The sequence below is a fragment of the Celeribacter sp. ULVN23_4 genome (genome assembly GCF_054788345.1).
Window position 1 is genome coordinate 95,989 of the sequence record NZ_JBTVYO010000006.1, and the last position, 19,353, is coordinate 115,341.

Here is a 19,353-nt window from a genome sequence, read left to right on the forward strand (position 1 = left end):
CTGCTCAACTCACCCTTTCGTCTCGTTTGGCTGCGCTTGTCCCAATTTGCGCATCGCGTCAACCAAAAGGCTGACTTTCGATCCCTTGGAGCCTTTCACAAGCACGACATCGCCGGGTCCGATCAGGCTTTGCACCGCCGGGATCGCCTCTTTCGAGGTTTCAAACCATGTTCCGCGCCGCTCGGCGGGCAGAACATCGTAAAGCGCCCGCATCAAAGGCCCGACGCAATGCACCGCATCGACCGTAGCGAACCAAGGCAGAGCGGCCAGCCCTTCGTGGATGGCGACTTCCTTTTCGCCAAGCTCAAGCATATCGCCCAGAATGGCGATACGGCGACCACCGTTCTGAGGCTCGGCTTTCGCCAGCACTTCAAGCGCGGCGGACATCGAGGTCGGATTGGCGTTGAACGCATCATCGATCAATTCGACGGGCGCACCAACAGGGAGTTGCAGTTGTTCGCGGGCCCCGCGCCCCTCGGGCGGTGCCCAAAGCGTCAGATCGGCAGCCGCTTTCGCAACATCCAGCCCCAAGGCATAGATCACGGCAAGGCATCCCACCGCATTGGCCGCGAAATGTCGGCCTGCCGTGGAAAGGCGGAAGCTCACATGATCCGTGTCGATCACCGCCTCGCCCTGCGTTGCGCCGTCAGAGAGTTCGACGGAACGCAGGCGCGCGCTGCAGGCCTCGTCTTCGCCAAACCGGATTTTCTCCCCCTCCCAAGCGCGGGCCAGAATATCGCTGACATCGAGATCGCCGTTGAACACGGCAATGCCGCCCTCGGGCAATCCCTTGAAGATATCGGACTTCTCACGCGCAATGCCTTCAAGGCTTTCGAACGCCGCCATATGCGCAGGCGCGACCGTGGTGATCATCGCCACATCGGGTTTGGCAAGCTCCGCCAAAGGTCTGATTTCGCCCGGATTGCTCATCCCGATCTCGATCACGGCGAAATCCGTATCGGCGGGCATGCGCGCCAGCGTCAGAGGCACGCCCCAATGGTTGTTATAGCTGGCCTCCGCCGCGTGGGTCTTGCCCTGCTGGCTCAGGATCGCGCGCAGCATCTCCTTGGTCGAGGTCTTTCCAACGGAGCCCGTGACCCCGATCACCTTGCCTTTGATCCGCGCGCGGGCCGCTGCACCTAGACGGCCAAGCGCGGGAAGCACATCATCGACAATCAGCAGAGGTGCGTCCGCAGACACGACCTCGGGAATGCGAGACACCAAAGCCGCCGCAGCGCCTTTTTCCAGCGCCTGCGCAACGAAATCGTGGCCATCGCGCACATCTTTGAGCGCAACGAACAGATCGCCGGGTTGAATGGTGCGGGTATCGATTGAAATACCCGTGATCTCAAACTCTTGTGTCGCGCGCCCACCCGTCGCCGTCTCTGCCTCCGCCGAGGTCCAAAGCGCCATCACAGCGCTCCGTCCAAAGCGGACACAGCCAAAGAGGCCTGCTCGACATCATCGAAGGGGAACACATCATCGCCGATCACCTGACCGCTCTCATGCCCCTTGCCGCAAATCAAAAGGGCATCGCCCGGCTGCAATGCATCAACACCGCGCAGGATCGCTTCGGCGCGATCCCCCACCTCGATGGCCTCCGGTGCGCCGGCGAGCACTTCCGCCCGGATCGACGCCGGATCTTCTGAGCGCGGGTTGTCATCCGTGATGATCACCAGATCAGCGCTCTCGGCGGCGGCTTTCCCCATGAGCGGACGTTTAGTCTTGTCGCGATCCCCGCCCGCGCCAACGATGGCAATGATGCGGCCCATGACATGCGGGCGCAGCGCCTTGATCGCTGTGGACACGGCATCGGGCGTATGGGCGTAATCGACGAAGACCGCCGCGCCATTGTCGCGAGTCGCGGCATGCTGCATCCGACCGCGCACGCCGACAAGCTCGGGCAGACAGGAGAAAACCTCCTCCGGATCGGCCCCGCAGCCCATCACCAGCCCGGCCGCAGACATGACGTTTTCCGCTTGGAACCCACCGATCAGCTCCAGACGAATCTGGTAGATATTGCCGACAAAGTCGATCCGCAGATCCTGCCCCGTGGCATCAAAACGCTGTCCGAGAATGCGAAGATCGGCAGCATCGGAGCGCCCGACGCGCATCACATCAATGCCGCGTTCGGCACAGAGGCTTTCGACCTCCATCCCCTTTGCATCGTCGATATTCACGATTGCCACACCGTCCTCGGGCAGAACACGGGTGAACAGACCGGCCTTGGCGGCGAAATAGGCCTCAAAGGTGGCGTGATAGTCGAGATGGTCTTGGGTAAAATTGGTAAACGCGGCGGCGGTGAGACGCACGCCGTCGAGGCGGCGCTGCGCCAAACCGTGGGAGCTGGCTTCCATCGCGCCATGGGTCACACCTGCTTTCGCGGCCTCGGAGAGCATCCGGTGCAACGTAATCGGCTCTGGTGTGGTGTGCGGGCTCGGGGCTTGCCAATCGCCCTCGACCCCGGTGGTTCCGATATTGACGGCAGTGACACCGAGCAATTGCCAGATTTGCCGTGTAAAGGTCGCCACGGAGGTTTTGCCATTGGTGCCGGTCACCGCGACCATCACGTCCGGCTGTGCGCCAAAATAAAGTGCAGCGGCATAGGACAGCGCTTGACGCGGGTCTTCGACTACGACCAGCGCCGGGTCATATTCACTGATAGCCGCAGCGGCCATGCGCGCGCCTTCCCGATCGGTCAGAACCGCCCGCGCGCCCATTGAAAGCGCCATCGGCAGGAACTCCGCCCCATGCGCCCGTGCGCCGGGCAGCGCCGCAAACAGGTGGCCTTCCTGCACCTGACGACTGTCCACGGACAAGCCCGTCACCTGTGCTTCGCGCCCGCCTTGCGCGGTCAATCCCAGCTCAGAAAGAGATTTCATCATGCCCGCGCCTTCCTCTTCAGTGCGTCGCGGTCAGTGTTACCGCAGCTTGGGAGGGGGTTTCAATCTCAGGACGCAATCCCATGAGCGGCGCGGTGCGTCGGATCACCTCGCCCGCCACCGGCACAGCGGTCCAACCCGCGGTGCGGCGCGCGATCGGGCCCGAGGTTTCAACCGCCTCATCCAGCGTCACGATGAGTACATATTGCGGATCGTCCGCCGGATAGACCGAAGCGAAAGTGCTGATCGTCTTATGGTCATAATAGCCGCCTGTGGGTTTCGGCTTGTCTGCCGTCCCGGTCTTGCCCCCGATGCGATAGCCCGGCACTTCGGCGAAGGAAGCGGTCCCCTTGGGGTCTGCAACCACGTCCCGCAGCATGCTGCGCGCAGCAGCAGATACGTCCTCGCGCACGATCCGGTTCCCTTTGGGAACATAGCCCGTACGCCGCAAAAGCGTCGGGGTCACGCGTGTGCCGCCATTGAGAAGCGAGGAATAAGCCGTCGCGAGGTGGAGCGGCGAAGCCGACAACCCGTGACCGTAACCGATGGTCAGCGTCGAAAGTTCGGACCAATGTTTCGGCAGAAGCGGTTTGCCAGAGGGGGCCTCGGCGAGTTCGACCGGTGTCGGCTCAAAGAAACCGAGTGATTTCAGGAAAGACTGCTGACGCTCAACGCCGATCTCCTGAGCGATATGCGCGGTGGCGACGTTGGAGGATTTGACGATCATCCCGCGAAGCGACAGGTACGGCCCGTAATTGTGCCCCTCGAATTCACCAATGGAATATTTGCCCCAACGGAACGGCGGGGTGGCGGGGATTTCCGTCTCCGGTGTCGCGATCCCAAGTTCCATCGCCTGCGCTGCCGCGAAGATTTTGAAGGTCGAACCAAGCTCATACACACCTTGCACCGTCCGGTTGAAACGCGGGTTGGCGCTCGGGTCCTTACCATCAAAAAACTCGGGACGGGAGTTCGGATCGAAATCCGGCAGAGAGACCAACGAAATGATCTCGCCGGTGTGAATGTCCATCATCACCGCTGCCGCGCCTTTGGCGTTCAGCATCCGCATGCCGCCATCGAGCACTTCACGCACCGTGGTCTGCACGGTCATGTCAATCGACAGCTGGAGCGGTTTATCGCCGTTCGCCGGATCGCGCAGGTAGTCGTCCATCTTTTTCTCGATGCCCGACTGGCCGACAATCTCGGCGCTCATCACGCCTTCGCGGCCAAATTTCGTCCCGCCCAGCACATGCGCGGCCAGCTTGCCATTCGGATACAGGCGCTCTTCACGCGGCCCGAACAACAGTCCCGGCTCGCCGATGTCATGCACGGCCTGCTGCTGCTCCGGAGAGATTTTCTGCTTGATCCACAGGAACTTGCGCGTGCCGGTAAAGTCACGCAGCAAGCGGTCCTTGTCGAGATCGGGGAAGATACGCATCAACTCATCCGCTGCGTGGATCGGGTCGATCATCTCCTGCGGCTGGGCGTAGAGCGAATTGGTCACGCGGTTGGTCGCAAGGATGCGCCCGTTGCGATCCACGATATCGGCGCGCTGCGCCAGAATCGGTGTTCCGGACGCTTCGGCGCGCGGCTCTTCGGGCATGGTGGCAGCCACCTGCCCCATACGCACACCGACGACGACAAAGGCGGACACAAAGCACAGGCCCAAAACCAAAAGACGCCCCTCGGCCCGGAGCCGGGAGCGGTCGCGCATTTCCTCATGACGCAGACGCAGATTCTCACGTTCAATGGCGTCGGGGTTCTCCCCTCTGGAGCGGGCTTCCAGAACCTTGGCGAGCGGGCGGAGCGGGGTGCGAATACTCATGGCTCAATACCCTCCAGAGAGCCAACCACATTCACAGACTCGGAAAGCTCCGAAATGAGGTCTTCTTTTTGCGGGTAAGGCACCTGATCGACGCGGCCGAATTGTTCCGGCTGAAACGGCAGAAGCCCCAGACGGTCAAAGTTGATCGCCGCCAGATCGCGCAGGCGTGCGGGGCGGTTGAGGTAGGCCCATTCTGCCTTGAGAACAGCAAGTTCCTCGCGCTGATGTCCGATATCGCGCTGGATCTGACTCACCTCGCGCAGCACATGCTGGGTCGCGTAGTTTTCCCGGTAGGCCCAGACGCCAAGCGCCATGACCACCAGCCCCGCCAAGATCAGATAAACCCCACGCATCTCTTTACCCTTGCCTCACGATACCGACTTCAAAACAGGTTTCGGCAATCCCATCGCCGCACGGTCCACAGGCTTGGCCGGGGCCGTGGTCCGCCGCCCGACCCGCAAACGTGCAGACCGCGCGCGCGGGTTCATTTCAAGTTCGTCCTCATCAGGACCGATGGCTTTGGAAAGCTGCTCAAAACCGGGTGTCTTCACCTCTTGTTCAGGCGCATAGCGCGAGCCGCCGCCACCTGTCGAGGCTCTTTCCTGAAAGAAGCGTTTCACCACGCGGTCTTCCAGCGAATGGAAACTCACCACGGCAAGCTGACCGCCCGGTGCCAGTGCGCGCTCGGCGGCCTCAAGACCTTCGATCAACTGGCCGAATTCATCATTCACAGCGATACGGATCGCTTGGAACGTCCGGGTGGCCGGATGGCTCTGCCCCGGCTTTTTACGTGGCAGCAGGCGCTCGATCAGGTTCGCGAGTTGCAGCGTCGTGGTAAAGGACTCTTTCTCCACACGGTCTTTGACGATGGCACGGGCGATTTTGCGCGACTGCTTTTCCTCGCCGTAGTGGAACAGCACCTCAGCAATCTCGCGTTCATCCGCCGTATTGACGAAATCCGCCGCCGACGGCCCATCCTGGCTCATGCGCATATCGAGAGGGCCATCTTTCATGAAGGAAAATCCGCGCTCCGCCTGATCGAGCTGCATAGACGACACGCCGAGATCGAGGACCACACCATCGAGACCGGAGGCGTAGTCATCCATTTCGCCAAACGTACCGAGGACGAGATCGATTTTCCCGGCATAGGGCGGTTCATTGATCCATTCGGCGGCCATCTGATGCGCGAGCGGGTCACGGTCCACGCCGGTCACATGTTCCGCCCCTTCCGCGATCAAACCCTTGGTATAGCCACCGGCACCGAAGGTCCCATCCAACCAACGCCCCCGGATCGGCGCGCATTCGCGCAGAAGCGGGCGCAGGAGAACCGGGATGTGGGGCTTTTTATCATCACCCGAGGTCATCTCAGACCTCCAGATCGTCAAGAAGGCTGAGCGGATCGAAATCCTCACCCTGTGCTTCGAGCCATTTCTCGGAAATGGCGGCATCGACCGCCTCGTGGGTCTCGGGCTTCCAGATTTCGAAGGTCTCACCCATACCGGCGAAATAGGCCGTGCCATCAAGCCCGATTTTGTCGCGCAAGGGCTGCGGCAAAACCAGACGACCGTCATTGTCGACTTCGGTCGGGCGGGCACGATTGAGGATCATACGTTCCATGATCTTACGTTTTTCCGAGCCACGCGGCAGGCGCGCGATATCGGCAGCCAGCGTGCGGTAGCCTTCGTAAGTATGGACGATCAGTTGTTTCTGTTTGTCGTGACCGTACACGATCACCATACGGGGACGGCCGGTCTCGGCGGCCAGAGGATCACCCAGTTCGAGTTCACGACGAAAATCGGCAGGGATCGACACGCGTCCCTTTCCGTCCACCTTAAAGGTGTGTTCGCCTATGAACATGCCGACCAAAGGGTCGCTCCTTTACCTGTCCCTGCCCCACGTCGTTGCGTCGCGGGGCTTTTAAGCGAAACGGCGGATGAGCTGCTGCCACTGCTCAATCCGCCGCCCTCGTCCCGAATTACGGGTGTCCGGGCTGCGCGTGCCATCTTGGGGGGATGTCTGCTCGCTCGCGCGCCGGATCTCTTTCTTTGATGAGCCGGGTGCCTGTATGAACCTGACTATGGGTCTTTGTTTGCGGTCTTGAATGCGCCGCCCATTCCCCTCTCATCGCATGAACCCACTATGCTATGGGAATTCATGGTAATCAATGGCTTTATTCTCCACAGTCTCAACATATCGCTCCACAAGGACAGCCCGCTCAAGGCCTTGCAGTGCGAACCCACGAAAGAGATGACATATATAGCCTATAAAGCGTAAAAAATAACCACATTTAGTTATAAAAACCCGCCCTCCGATGGAGGCATTTTCCCAGAAAAAATTTATACACACCCCCAAACACACAGAAATCCACGGAGTTATCCACAGGCTTGTACGCAAAAGTGATTCGCCCACAGGGCTGGATTTGGCATAAAGACCATGAATTCCCAGAATTCCCATGAAGTCCCACAGACCAAAGCTCAGCGCGTCCCGTGAAATCCCAGACGCGTGAGAACCACCCCACCAAAAACGCAAAAAGGGGCCCGAAGGCCCCTTTTCGTCCACGAGTTGGAACTTGGTTCAGAAGTCGAGCGTCGCCGTCAGGCTGACCGTGCGGCCCGGCGCATAGATCGCCGTGGCACGCGTGCCGTTGGCATAGCTGGAGCGCTCGAAATAGGTCTCATCGAAGAGGTTATCGACACCGAGACGCAGGGTCGTCCCCTGAAGGGCTTGCGGTTGCCATTCGGCATAGGCGTTCACGACCGTATAGGAGTCCTGCGGATCGAAAGTTCCGGCGTAATCGATGGAGCCAGCCCATTCGACGGCCCCGCCGACCTTAAGATTGTAGTCGGCAAACTCTTGATCGACATAGAGCGCCGCCGTATCCCCCACCGGCATAAAGGTGCTGCCATCGGGCGCAGCCTCCTCGCCATCATAGGACGTATCGACATTGGTGTAATTCACACCAACACGCCCCGTGCCCCAGCTATAGGCCGCATTGACCGTGTAACCTTCGCTCTCGTAGTCAGCATCGTTGGTCAAAACGGAAGAGCCATAGGAAGGGCGCCCTTCGACCGTGGTCTTGAAATAGGTCAGACCACCCTGAAACGCCCCGAAGTTGGCGTTGAAACCGACTTTGACGTTTTGCGATTTGCCCGCTGCGAAATCAGGATCGGTGGTGTAGGGCTCCGAACGCGCATGCAGATAAGCGTAATCGCCAATCACATAGCCGAGCCAGGTCTCGGACGCCCCGGCGAAGACTTCAACCCCATCGATCACCTCATAGGACAGGGTGGCATTGGCGCTTGCGCCGCTGTCGGAGAACCGCTCGCCATTCCAGTCATCGAAACGATGGAAATCATAGCGTGCGCCGGTCGAGAGATCGAACCGCCCGAACTCAAGCCGTGCTTGCGTGAAAAGCCCGATCTGCGTGGTCGAGAAATTGCGCACCCCGGCCCCGTTGTCGCCATAGGCATCGACGGAGAAATCGTGCTGATTGAAATCGACACCTGCCGTGACCGTGCCGCTGTCCAAAGTGAAGACGTTCTGGACCTTGCCGCCGAATTGATCCTCTTCGAGCGCCATATCGCCATTGGTCAAGCGACCGTCATGGTCATAGTTCGGACGCCAGTAATCGTTTTCCGAGAAATAGAGGGACACTTCGGGGTCCCACTGATCCGTCGGCGCGGTCGTGGTGTATTTCAAAGAAATCGTGTCGCGGGTCACCTCCATCGGGTAGAGCGCATCGGTGCTCTGATAGAGGTTCATCTTGACGGTGCGGTCCTCTTTGTCTTCGTCATGAGCGTAGTTCAGCTCAATGCGATGTTCCGCGAATTCATAACCGAGTTTTGCGAGAACGCCGCCCGCGCCCGGCGCAGAGCCAAGGACCTCTTCGCCATCGCCGGTCTCGTAATCGTCGCCGTCCTGCTTGCTGACCATCAAAAGCCAGTCGAAGCCTTTATAGGCCCCAAAGCCCGCGAGGCTGCCAGACACGCCCTGACCGTTGTCGCCATAGCTCAGGCTTGCGCGCCCGCCGATGACATCACCCGGCTCCAAAAGATCGTAGGCCGACACAGTCTCATAGCGCACAGCGCCAGCGGCGGCGGCGAAACCGCTGTCTGCGGCGGCCGCACCTGCTTCGACCTCGACGGATTTCAGGAAGGCCGGATCAAAGACCGACGAGCCGGTGTGGTGCCAGCTTGTGGCCGCCTGCGGCGTACCGTCGATGGTGACGGCGAGGTTGGATTGCTCCATGCCAAAGACGTGAATACGGCGGGCCGGACCGGCTCCGCCCGCGACCGTGACCGCGGATTCACGTGCGAACAATTCGCTGACGTTTTTCGGGCTGAGCGCCTGAATGTCCTCTTCAGAAATCACGGCACCGCCGGTGGCCTCGATGTTCTCCTGCCCCTCCTCGACCAGCGACACGACAATCGTATCAAGGACATGGACCTCTTGGGCAACACCAGCAGATGCGAAGGCGACGTAAGACACGCCACACAACGCCACGACACGCGACATTTTCATAAATATCCCTCTCTCAGTACATTTTGTGCATTTTTTGTGCATTTTTTGTGCAGCTACGCGATCGCAGAGAGAATCTCAAGTATTTTTGTCAGGAATTTACCACATTGTGTTTCAAGAATTTTTTTCAAATATCGCAGCAACTGACACCTTACGATCAGCGCGTCGAAAAATAGCAAAGAAAAACAGTAAACTATAAAAAAGACCCCGCCGTCATGCGACGGCGGGGTCTCTTGTTTGATCCGTCCACCAGACCCTTTGCTGATGCAGAAGGGCCACAGATCGACCTTATCGCGGCTCGGACCGAAGCCCGCGCCATGTGGCATAACAGGCCATCAACAGCACGATGGTGAACGGGAACCCTGTAGACACCGCCATCGCCTGCAACGCGCCAAGACCGCCGCCCAGCAACAGGGCAATCGCAACGAGGCCTTCGAAGCTGGCCCAAAACACGCGCTGCGGCACCGGCGCGTCGACCTTTCCGCCCGCCGTGATCGTGTCGATCACCAGAGAGCCGGAGTCCGACGAGGTGACAAAGAACACGATCACAAGAACAATCGCGATCAGCGAGGTGATGGACTGCAATGGCAGTGCTTCGAGCATCGCGAAGAGTTTCAACTCAAGCGCCGCATCTTTCACAGCCGTGTAATTGTCGTTGACGATCTGACTGATCGCGGTGCCACCAAAGGCCGTCATCCAAAGGACAGACACCAGCATCGGCACGATCAGCACGGCGATCAGGAATTCGCGCACAGTCCGGCCCCGCGACACCCGCGCGATGAACATACCGACGAACGGAGACCAGGAAATCCACCAAGCCCAGTAGAAAGCGGTCCAGCCCTGACGGAAGTTGTCATCCGAACGCCCAAAAGGATTGGCCAGTGCGGGCAGCTCCATCACATAGGCTTTCAGATTGGCAAAGAACCCCGTCAGAATCGCAAGCGTCGGACCGACCACGATCACAAAGAGCAGAAGCAACAAGGCCAGCCCCATGTTGATCTCGGAGAGGCGCTTGACCCCGGCATCGAGCCCAGCAACCACGGACAGCAGCGCAAAACAGGTGATGATCGCGATCAGGATCACTTTGGATACGTCATTGACGGGAATACCAAAGAGGTGGTTGAGCCCGGCATTGGCCTGCTCAGCACCGAAACCGAGAGACGTCGCGAGACCGAAGAGCGTCGCAAACACCGCAAGAATGTCGATGACATGGCCCGGCCATCCCCAAATGCGTTCGCCGAAAATCGGATAGAACACCGAGCGCACCGTCAAGGGAAGCCCTTTATTAAATGAGAACAGCGCCAGAGACAGCGCCACCACCGCGTAGATCGCCCAAGGGTGCAAAGCCCAGTGATAGATGGTGGCCGCCATACCAAGACGTCGCGCAGCTTCTGCATCCCCCGGCGCCCCCGCAAGCGGTGCCCAGCTTTCCGGCGTCCCGGCATTGTCCGCAAAGGACGAGGAGAAATGCGAGATCGGCTCCGACACACCATAGAACATGAGGCCAATCCCCATGCCTGCCGCGAAGAGCATCGCGAACCAGCCGCTATATGAATAGTCCGGCGTCGCATCCATGCCGCCCAATCGGACCTTGCCGTAGGGCGATACGATCAGAAACAAGCAGAAGATGACGAAGATATTGGCAGACAGCAGGAAGAACCAATCAAAGGTCGCCGTCAGCCAGTTGCGCAGATCGGTGAACACAGCCCCGGCCTGCTCCTGAAAGGCCAGCGTCACAAGGACGAAGACCACGATGGAGAGGCCCGACACGAGAAACACCGGGTTGTGAATGTCGAGCCCGAAAGGACCAACGGTTGTTGTGATATTATCCTGACCGATCTCGTAATCGGTCTCGATCAAATCGGCTTCGCCCTCCGGGGCGGGAATGCCGTCGTCGCTCATAGGAGTACTCCTCAGAATTGAATGACTTCTCGGGTCGCCTGCGCCGCCCCAGTTTTTCCGACTGGGCGAAGGACACAGGTCAAGACAGCTCAGCCGCGAACAAGAAACACAGATGCGTCTGTATGGGTGGCCAGTTTGCCGCCATGGGACGGCCAGAAATGATCTGCGACATTGGGAACATGGGTCGCCATGACAACCAGATCGCCGCCAGTATCTTTCACCGCCTTGGCGAGAGATTTGTCGAGATCCGTGGCGGGGTCGTGACTGACGACAGCGCGCGTTTCGACATCGAAACCGTAATGTTCGCCCTGATCTTGTGCAAACTGCACCAGACGTTCCGCGTATTCCGTTGGATTGTGCCCCAATGAGCCAGGGGGCGAGGCCGTGACGCCAACATAGACGACGGAGGCTTTGTAAAGCAGAGCCAAATCTGCCGCCGTCTCAAGGGCTGCGGCCAACTTGTCCGCATGCGCGAGGTCCACAGGGACCACAATTTTTGTAAACATACTGTCCTTTCAGGGAGTTTTGTGCAGGCTTGCCGGCCCGTCGTGACCCTTTCGAGAAAGCGCAACGCAAAAGCGATGCGCGCCAAATGAAACGCAGTGGCAAAATGCCTTTCAGCATGTTCACGATAACGAGATAAGCGCATTTTTGCAAACAGGTGGCGCTTCACGCAAAACGCGCGCCCCTTTCAGAGCGCGCGTTTCCAAACATCCGATATGTCCTTTCAGGCGCGGTAGAGACGCCTCAGGCGACACCAATCTGCACCAGCCGATCCGCCAGTTGCATATAAGGTTCGGCCAGCGGGCTGTCGGTCGCAGCAATCGGCACGCCTTTATCTCCGGCAACCCGCGCCTCAAGCGCCAGCGGCAGCTCCGCCAAAAGCGGCACATCGAGTTTCGCCGCCTCGTCCGCCACACCGCCATGACCGAAGATATGCGCCTCATGGCCACAGTTCGGACAGACATACGTTGACATGTTCTCGATCAGGCCAAGCACAGGCACGTTCAACTTTTCGAACATGGAAATCCCGCGCCGCGCATCGATCAGCGCCACGTCCTGCGGCGTGGACACCACAAGCGCCCCGGTCAGCTCTGTCTTTTGCCCGAGCGTCAATTGAACATCGCCGGTTCCCGGCGGCATGTCGATCAAGAGAACATCCAGCTCCCCCCAAGCCACCTGCCCCAGCATCTGCTGCATGGCGCCCATCAGCATCGGCCCACGCCAGACCACGGCTTCGCCATCGGGAATCATCAACCCGATCGACATCAAGGTGACCCCGTGCGCGTGAAGCGGCTCAATGGTTTTGCCATCCGGCGACGCCGGGCGTTTGTTGACGCCCATCATACGCGGTTGAGAGGGCCCGTAGATGTCAGCATCCAAAAGCCCGACCTTGCGCCCCTGTCGCGCCAAAGCGACGGCGAGGTTGGCGGACACTGTGGATTTGCCCACCCCGCCCTTCCCGGAGGCGATGGCAATAATATGTTTAACGCCCGGCACGCCTTGCTTGCCCTGTTGCGGGGTCGGATGCCGTCCGATTTTAAAACTCGGCGGCTCCTGACCGGAGGCCGCAGGCGCGGGCTTTGCGGAAGGACCATGCGCGGTCGTCACGATGGACACCTTGGTCACGCCGGGAATCGCTTCGAGTTTTGCGCGCACAACCGCTTCGACACCGCCCATAGTTTGAGCCGCCGCTGCGTCCGGTGCCTCAATCACAAAGCTCACGACCCCATCGCGGACCGAAAGCGCCCGCACAAGATCGCGTTCAATAAGCAATGTCCCATCCGGCAACCGCACATCCTTGAGCGCCGTCATAATCCTGTCTTGATCTGCGGACATATCTTTTCCTTTCCGCCCCTTGCGTTTGTTTCGAAATAGGCCCTTTGCTGACCTTTTTCCACTGCGCGTTATCGCAAACTGCCCCAGACAAGGCAGAAGCGCTGAAAAATAGGTCAGCATTGGTCATGCATTCTCTGCATAGCGGCAATGCCGAAGCGGCGGATTGTGCATTCGCAGCATTTCACCGATATTGAGATCAACAAAAGCAGCCAAGGCTTGCAACCCTCGACCGCCCCAAAGCGGTTTGCCCATCAAACAGAGGCAACGGGAAACAAGCTGCGGTCGCAGACAGCGGGCAAGCCCGCACGCACATCAAGGTTTAAAAGTCACATGGCTTATACGAACGATATCAACAGCGCCGCAACGGCATCTACCGCGTCCTTCGGCGGCCTGTTCAAAGCCGTTGCTGAGCGCTTCGCACGCTATCGGGTCTACCGCGAGACCATGCTTGAGCTCTCCTCTCTCGAGGATCGCGATCTCGCTGATCTCGGAATGTCCCGCGCAACCCTTCGCGCCGTCGCCTACGAGGCAGCTTACGGCAACTGAAATAGACATCACGGCCCTCTCCTCCTCCCTGGGCCCTGATACCTGCGGCAGCTCCTCTCCTCCTCCCTGGAGCTGCCGCAACAGATACCGGAATTCGGGGCCACTCCTCCTCCCTCGGCCCTGAAGACCAGAGCGACGATGCTTCCTCCTCCCTGCATCGTCGCACCTATACCGGGCGAAAGCCCTTGAGATCGGTCTCTCTCTCCTCCTCCCTGAGGGGCCGTGACTGAAGGCGGCGGTGCCTTCCTCCTCCCTGGCACCGCCGCATTTCTTTTATAGAATTTGGGTCCTCTCCTCCTCCCTTGGGGCCCGATACCAAGAGACACCCGCGCCCCTCCTCCTCCCTGGGCGCGGGTGTCTTGTTTTTCAGCCCCTCAAATGTCGAAAACTCGCCTCACTGAACGAAAGGCGAGCACCAAAATGGCGGGGTCTCTATTCATCTGAAATGCAGAAAGCACCGATCAGCGCGTTGCACGATTGTATCGCGGCTTAAAACGGCACGTCTCCGGCTTGATCCGCAGGAAGCACGAATCCCGCCACAAGTTTCTTCGTTCCGGCATGATCGAACTCGATGGCGAGCTTGTCACCGTCGATCTCCATCACTTCGCCATAGCCGAATTTCTTGTGGAACACCCGATCCCCAATCGTAAAAGCAGCACTTGCTTTGGCGTCAATGGTCACGGGAGACCGCGGCGTCCCGGCCCGCTGCGCCCGGTTTTGCATGCGCTTCCAGCCCGGCGAATTGTAGACATCGGCCTTGGCAGCACGTTGTTCGAACATCGTGGCGGCGCGGCTTTCATAGGATGTCGGCTCTGCCGCATAGCTGCGCTGCCCGCCGTAGAGACCCGAAGGGGTTTCGACATCCACATGCTCATGCGGCAACTCGTCGATGAAGCGCGAGGCAAGCTGCGATTGCCATTGCCCGTAGACCCGCCGGTTCGCCGCGAAGGAGATTGTGCACAGCTCTTCGGCACGGGTAATGCCGACATAGGCCAGACGACGCTCTTCTTCGAGCCCCTTGGTGCCGTTCTCATCCATCGAGCGCTGCGAGGGGAAAAGCCCCTCTTCCCAGCCGGGCAAGAACACCACCGGAAACTCAAGCCCTTTGGCGCCGTGCAGCGTCATGATCGTGACCTTCTCGCCATCCTCGCCGCTGTCATTGTCCATAATCAACGAGACGTGTTCGAGGAACCCTGCCAAATTGTCGAATTGTTCCAGAGCTTTGACGAGTTCCTTGAGGTTCTCGAGCCGCCCCGGCGCCTCAGGGCTTTTGTCATTCTGCCACATCGCCGTGTAGCCGCTCTCGTCGAGGATTTTTTCAGCCAGTTCGATATGACCGATCTCGGCGGGCTCATAGGACACGTCTTCGACCAGCGCGTCCTCATCTTCGACGCCATAGCGAATCTGCTGCACGTTCAAAGAGGTCCAACGGTCGATATCCGCAACAAGCTGCGCCACACCGGATTTTGCCTTGCCTTTCAGCAGCCCCTCTTCCACCGCGATCCGCGCGCCCTCCAAAAGCGGCACAGCATTGCGGCGGGCACACATCTGAATCTCTTGCAACGCCTTGTCGCCCACACCGCGTTTCGGCGTGTTGATGATCCGCTCGAAGGCAAGATCGTCCTCCGGCTGGGTGACGATGCGGAAATAGCCCATGGCGTCGCGAATCTCCATGCGCTCATAGAATCGCGGCCCGCCGATCACGCGGTAAGGGAGACCGATAGAGAGAAAACGATCCTCAAACGCCCGCATCTGGTGCGAGGCGCGGACGAGGATGGCGATTTCATCGAGGGAAAATTTATTGTCAGCAAACGCGCTAACTGCCCCAAACATATTTGCAGCACTTGGGTCGCCCTTCAGTAGCTCCTTAACAAGGTTTCGCGTTTTCAGGTCGTTGTAGACCTTACCAGTTTCAAAAACTTCACGGATATAACTTTGCTCATCAATCGGCCCCAAACCCGCCTTTGCGCGACGATCAAGCTCTTGTTGAAAATCGGTTAAGCGAGGATTGTATCTGTTTTTCGACTCATGTGATCGACCTTCGTTGTGACTTTCGATCTTCTCACCAATCTCACGAGCCTCCTCTTCACCGTCCCAAAAACCAGTCAGTTTGACTTTATAGCCTTGCTGATCGGCAACAGCTGTTAGCTCCTTCCCCAAACGATCTCTATTGTTGGCGATCACCGCCCCAGCGGATTTAAGGATATGTTCAGTAGAACGGTAGTTCTGTTCCAGACGCACAACCTTCGCGCCCGGAAAATCCTTTTCAAACCGCAGGATATTGCCCACCTCAGCACCGCGCCAGCCGTAGATCGACTGATCGTCATCGCCGACGCAACAGATGTTCTTATGCCCACCGGCGAGAAGGCGCAGCCAAAGGTATTGCGCGACGTTGGTATCTTGGTATTCGTCCACGAGGATGTATTTGAACCAGCGCTGATACTGCTCCAACAGATCCGGGTGTTTCTGGAAAATCACCACCATATGCAGCAGCAGATCGCCGAAATCGACAGCGTTGAGCGTTTTCAAACGCTCCTGATATTGCGCGTAGAGTTTCACGCCGAAACCGTTGAACTCATTGCCTTCCCCGCCTGAAACGGCGGAAGGCGACAGCGCCCGGTTTTTCCAGCTGTCGATCATCCCGGCCAGCTGGCGCGCGGGCCAGCGTTTCTCGTCGATGCCCGCCGCTGTGATCAACTGTTTGAGCAGACGGATCGAGTCGTCCGTGTCGAGAATGGTGAAATTCGACTTGAGACCCACCAGCTCCGCATGACGGCGAAGAAGTTTGACGCAGACAGAGTGAAACGTGCCGAGCCACGGCATGCCCTCAAGTTCCATCCCCATCAGACCAGCAACGCGCTGTTTCATCTCGCGCGCGGCCTTGTTGGTGAAGGTCACGGCAAGGATTTCGCGCGGTTGGGCGCGGCCCGTGTTCAGCAGATGTGCAATCCGGGCGGTCAAAGCCTTGGTTTTACCGGTCCCCGCGCCCGCCAGCATTAGAACGGGACCGTCCAGCGTTTCCACCGCTTCCCGCTGCGCCGGGTTCAGCGTCTCGAGATAGGACGTGTCCGGCGCACCGAAGGCCGCCTCGCGTGCGCCTTGCATCGCGAGTTGGGACAGGGAGGGACGTTGAGGTTGCATCGCCGCCTCGAAGGCGTCGTCTTCATCGAAACTGCTCATGCCGGACAGGATACAGAACTGACGCGACGAGGAAAAGCGCGTTCTTTAATTGTTCTCATGATCCGGCGCGACATCGCCCGGCGTGCTGACGGATGTCAACAGACCGGAGACATAGCGCGCGAACAGGGTCGAAAAGGTCTCGATCTCCTCACCGCTCCATCCTTGGAACGCCTGCGAGAGGAGCCGCCATTTCGACAAGGTGAATGCTGCAAGGAAGCCTCTGGCCTTCGGCGTCATGACCAAAACGGATTTGCGAGCATCTTCTTGGACGGCACGCCGCTCCACATAGCCGCGCGATACAAGTTCGGAGACGATGCGCGAGGCGCGCGAAGGATCGACCGCCATCACTTCGGCAACCATGCCAACGGTCGGGGCCTCAGCAGCCTCGCGCCCGAGACCCGCGGAGATTTGCGCGATGGACAGAAGGCCCTGAAGAATCGCCGGGTCGAGCTTTTCGGTCATGCCCGCAAGCACCTTGCCTTTGAACTCCCCCTTCTCCGCCATGCGCCGCCATTGGAATAGCGAGAGGTCCAGCGCCAGAAGCGCTTCGATGGCCTCGTCCGAGAAGCCTTCGCCCAACAGAAAATCCGGCACCCCCGCTGTCACGCGCGGGTCGGTGGAGGATTTGAAAGAGATGTCATCGGTGCTCATGAGATGGAGGTCGCATAGCCATGTGTGAATGTCAACTTTATGACAGCAACAAGTATGTGCTATTGACACATATAATCGATAGCGCTACCTCCTCTTGCAACGACGCCCCGCCTGTTGCTCACCCGCGAGCAACTGAGCCTTGGGGCCAAAGGAGTTTCCAATGCCCCAATCGCACACCCCATCTGAGCCTCAGGGCGCGGCGAACATGCAGGACACGCAACAGGAGCATGGTTCGGTCCGTCTCGTGATCGCCTCCGTCGCGGTCTTGCTGCTGCTCGCCGCTCTGGACCAGACGATTGTCTCCACCGCTCTGCCGACCATCGTCGCGGACCTTGGCGGGTTGGAGCATCTGTCTTGGGTGGTCACGGCCTATATCCTCGCCTCGACCGTCGTCGCCCCGCTCTATGGTAAGCTCGGCGATCTCTACGGGCGGCGCAACGTCGTGATCTTTTCCGTCACCTTGTTCCTAACCGGCTCCGTGCTATGTGGCCTCTCCGGCTCCATGGGCTTCCTGATCGCGGCCCGTACGCTTCAAGGGCTTGGCGGCGGCGGCCTGTTTGTGCTCGCCCTGTCAATCATCGGCGATGTCATCCCACCGCGCGAACGTGGCAAAATCCAAGGCGTTTTCGCCTCGGTCTTCGGTGTATCCTCTGTCGCAGGCCCGCTCATGGGCGGCTGGTTCGTGGACACACTGTCCTGGCACTGGATCTTCTACATCAACCTGCCCTTCGGCGCCTTGGCTCTGGCCGGGTTCGTGTTTGGCTTCAAACCGCGCGGCGTCCGTGTGCAGCACCGGATCGACTACGCCGGAGCGCTGGCCCTCACCCTTTCACTGTCTTCCATCGTGCTTTTGACCGCCCTCGGCGGCAAAGAATTCGCGATCCTGTCCCCGATGGGTCTGGGTCTCAGTGCCCTCTTCATTGCCACGACGCTCGGATTTGTGCTGATTGAGCGCAAAGCAACCGAGCCGATCCTCCCGATGGACCTGTTCAAGACCAATGTGTTCACGATCACCTCCGTGATCTCTTTCGTTTCGGGCGCTTTGATCTTCGGCGCGCTGACCTTCATCCCCGTATTCTTGCAAATGGCCAAAGGTGCTACCGCGACGCAATCCGGGCTGCAACTCATTCCGATGACCTTCGGCATCCTCGCCGCGTCTACCCTGTCCGGCCAATATATGAGCCGCACCGGACGTTACCGGCTGTTGCCGAAAATCGGCCTGACCCTCGCGGCACTCGCCTTGGTATCGCTCACCCGCTTGTCCCCGGAAATGTCGTCTTGGTCGCTTTGGCTGTCACTGGCCGGGCTGGGCGCAGGCATGGGATGCATTTTCCCGGTCGTCACCACGGCCGTTCAAAATGCAGTTCCCCGCCAGCAGATCGGCACTGCAACGGCGGCGGCCCTCATGTTCCGCCAAGTTGGGGGCTCCATCGCAGTCGCTCTCTTCGGCGCACTCTTCGCCAGCCGCATGGCCAGCATGATGGGCGGCAGCCAGATCGAAGGACTTTCGAACCCGACAGAACTTGGCCCGCAAATCTTGGCGCAACTCCCGGACGCCACGCGCGGGCTTATCGCGCAAACAGTCTCCGGCGCACTCCACCCGGTCTATTGGATCGCAGCCGGATTGGCGCTCGCGGGGCTCGTGATCGCGTTTTTCCTCCGCGAAATCCCGCTTCAGACACGCTCCAGCCGGGAACATTGATTCTCGCGTGCCGCGTTTTGCAAAAGCCCCCTGCCGCTGCGGCAGGCCTTTGCTAATGACCCGAAAATAAGGTGCAAATCTTGCAAACCCCCTCCAAGATGCTCCTCTTGGAGGGGGAATTTCTTTTGCCTTTCCAATGGATTTGTCCACAAAATGGACTCAGCCCCCCGCAGGGGATTTACTGCACTGCAGAAATCCCTAACCTGACCTGATGAGCCCGGCGCAAAAAGCCCGGTGACGGGAGGAGAAAGTACGCGGCTCAGGAGACCAAAACGATCCAAAGCGTATTGCCCGCTCTCGTAGATCTGTGG

At 59.3% G+C, this 19,353-nt stretch carries 14 protein-coding genes; 2 read left to right on the forward strand and 12 right to left on the reverse strand.

Annotated features, from left to right (window positions below; translation table 11 throughout):
* Nucleotides 1–9 precede the first annotated feature (9 nt).
* The 10 genes from ACYBHZ_RS13720 to ACYBHZ_RS13765 all read right to left on the reverse strand — a co-directional run bounded on the left by ACYBHZ_RS13720 (nucleotide 10) and on the right by ACYBHZ_RS13765 (nucleotide 12,963).
* On the reverse strand, nucleotides 10–1,413 hold the full coding sequence (locus tag ACYBHZ_RS13720) for a UDP-N-acetylmuramoyl-tripeptide--D-alanyl-D-alanine ligase (RefSeq protein ID WP_460274851.1): 1,404 nt from the start codon (nucleotides 1,411–1,413) through the stop codon (nucleotides 10–12).
* The gene (locus ACYBHZ_RS13725) at nucleotides 1,413–2,885 is read right to left on the reverse strand and encodes a UDP-N-acetylmuramoyl-L-alanyl-D-glutamate--2,6-diaminopimelate ligase (protein ID WP_460274852.1); all 1,473 of its coding nucleotides are present in this window, start codon (nucleotides 2,883–2,885) and stop codon (nucleotides 1,413–1,415) included. The genes ACYBHZ_RS13720 and ACYBHZ_RS13725 overlap by 1 nt, the downstream gene beginning before the upstream one ends.
* Before the next feature lie 16 nt (nucleotides 2,886–2,901).
* Nucleotides 2,902–4,704 (reverse strand): peptidoglycan D,D-transpeptidase FtsI family protein, encoded by a 1,803-nt coding sequence (locus ACYBHZ_RS13730; RefSeq protein ID WP_460274853.1) that lies wholly within the window; start codon nucleotides 4,702–4,704, stop codon nucleotides 2,902–2,904.
* A complete protein-coding gene (gene ftsL, locus ACYBHZ_RS13735) occupies nucleotides 4,701–5,057 on the reverse strand; it encodes a cell division protein FtsL (RefSeq protein ID WP_460274854.1) in 357 nt (118 codons plus the stop codon). Before ftsL ends, ACYBHZ_RS13730 begins: the two co-directional genes overlap by 4 nt.
* Before the next feature lie 15 nt (nucleotides 5,058–5,072).
* Nucleotides 5,073–6,068, reverse strand: coding sequence for a 16S rRNA (cytosine(1402)-N(4))-methyltransferase RsmH (rsmH, locus tag ACYBHZ_RS13740; protein ID WP_460274855.1), 996 nt, complete (start codon nucleotides 6,066–6,068; stop codon nucleotides 5,073–5,075).
* A gap of 1 nt (nucleotide 6,069) precedes the next feature.
* Complete coding sequence (gene mraZ, locus ACYBHZ_RS13745) at nucleotides 6,070–6,561, reverse strand: division/cell wall cluster transcriptional repressor MraZ (protein ID WP_460274995.1); 492 nt, start codon at nucleotides 6,559–6,561, stop codon at nucleotides 6,070–6,072.
* Between the two features lie 717 nt (nucleotides 6,562–7,278).
* The gene (locus ACYBHZ_RS13750) at nucleotides 7,279–9,225 is read right to left on the reverse strand and encodes a TonB-dependent receptor plug domain-containing protein (protein WP_460274857.1); all 1,947 of its coding nucleotides are present in this window, start codon (nucleotides 9,223–9,225) and stop codon (nucleotides 7,279–7,281) included.
* Nucleotides 9,226–9,510: 285 nt separating this feature from the next.
* Entirely contained in the window at nucleotides 9,511–11,124 is a 1,614-nt protein-coding gene (locus ACYBHZ_RS13755; protein WP_460274858.1) for a BCCT family transporter, read from the reverse strand.
* A gap of 89 nt (nucleotides 11,125–11,213) precedes the next feature.
* The gene (locus ACYBHZ_RS13760) at nucleotides 11,214–11,630 is read right to left on the reverse strand and encodes a universal stress protein (RefSeq protein ID WP_460274859.1); all 417 of its coding nucleotides are present in this window, start codon (nucleotides 11,628–11,630) and stop codon (nucleotides 11,214–11,216) included.
* A 241-nt stretch (nucleotides 11,631–11,871) separates the two neighbouring features.
* Nucleotides 11,872–12,963: an Mrp/NBP35 family ATP-binding protein gene (locus ACYBHZ_RS13765; RefSeq protein ID WP_460274860.1), complete on the reverse strand. Its 1,092-nt coding sequence runs from the start codon at nucleotides 12,961–12,963 to the stop codon at nucleotides 11,872–11,874.
* 330 nt (nucleotides 12,964–13,293) lie between these two features.
* On the opposite strand from ACYBHZ_RS13765, the gene ACYBHZ_RS13770 reads away from it, so the two are divergent.
* Complete coding sequence (locus tag ACYBHZ_RS13770; RefSeq protein WP_460274861.1) at nucleotides 13,294–13,509, forward strand: DUF1127 domain-containing protein; 216 nt, start codon at nucleotides 13,294–13,296, stop codon at nucleotides 13,507–13,509.
* Nucleotides 13,510–13,998: 489 nt separating this feature from the next.
* Here ACYBHZ_RS13770 and ACYBHZ_RS13775 read toward each other — a convergent pair whose 3' ends face one another.
* Nucleotides 13,999–16,689, reverse strand: a complete 2,691-nt coding sequence (locus ACYBHZ_RS13775; RefSeq protein ID WP_460274862.1) for an ATP-dependent helicase — start codon at nucleotides 16,687–16,689, stop codon at nucleotides 13,999–14,001.
* A gap of 45 nt (nucleotides 16,690–16,734) precedes the next feature.
* On the reverse strand, nucleotides 16,735–17,340 hold the full coding sequence (locus tag ACYBHZ_RS13780) for a MarR family winged helix-turn-helix transcriptional regulator (RefSeq protein WP_460274863.1): 606 nt from the start codon (nucleotides 17,338–17,340) through the stop codon (nucleotides 16,735–16,737).
* Between the two features lie 160 nt (nucleotides 17,341–17,500).
* Here ACYBHZ_RS13780 and ACYBHZ_RS13785 point away from each other — a divergent pair, with 160 nt between their 5' ends.
* A complete protein-coding gene (locus ACYBHZ_RS13785) occupies nucleotides 17,501–19,042 on the forward strand; it encodes an MDR family MFS transporter (RefSeq protein WP_460274864.1) in 1,542 nt (513 codons plus the stop codon).
* Nucleotides 19,043–19,353: the final 311 nt, after the last annotated feature.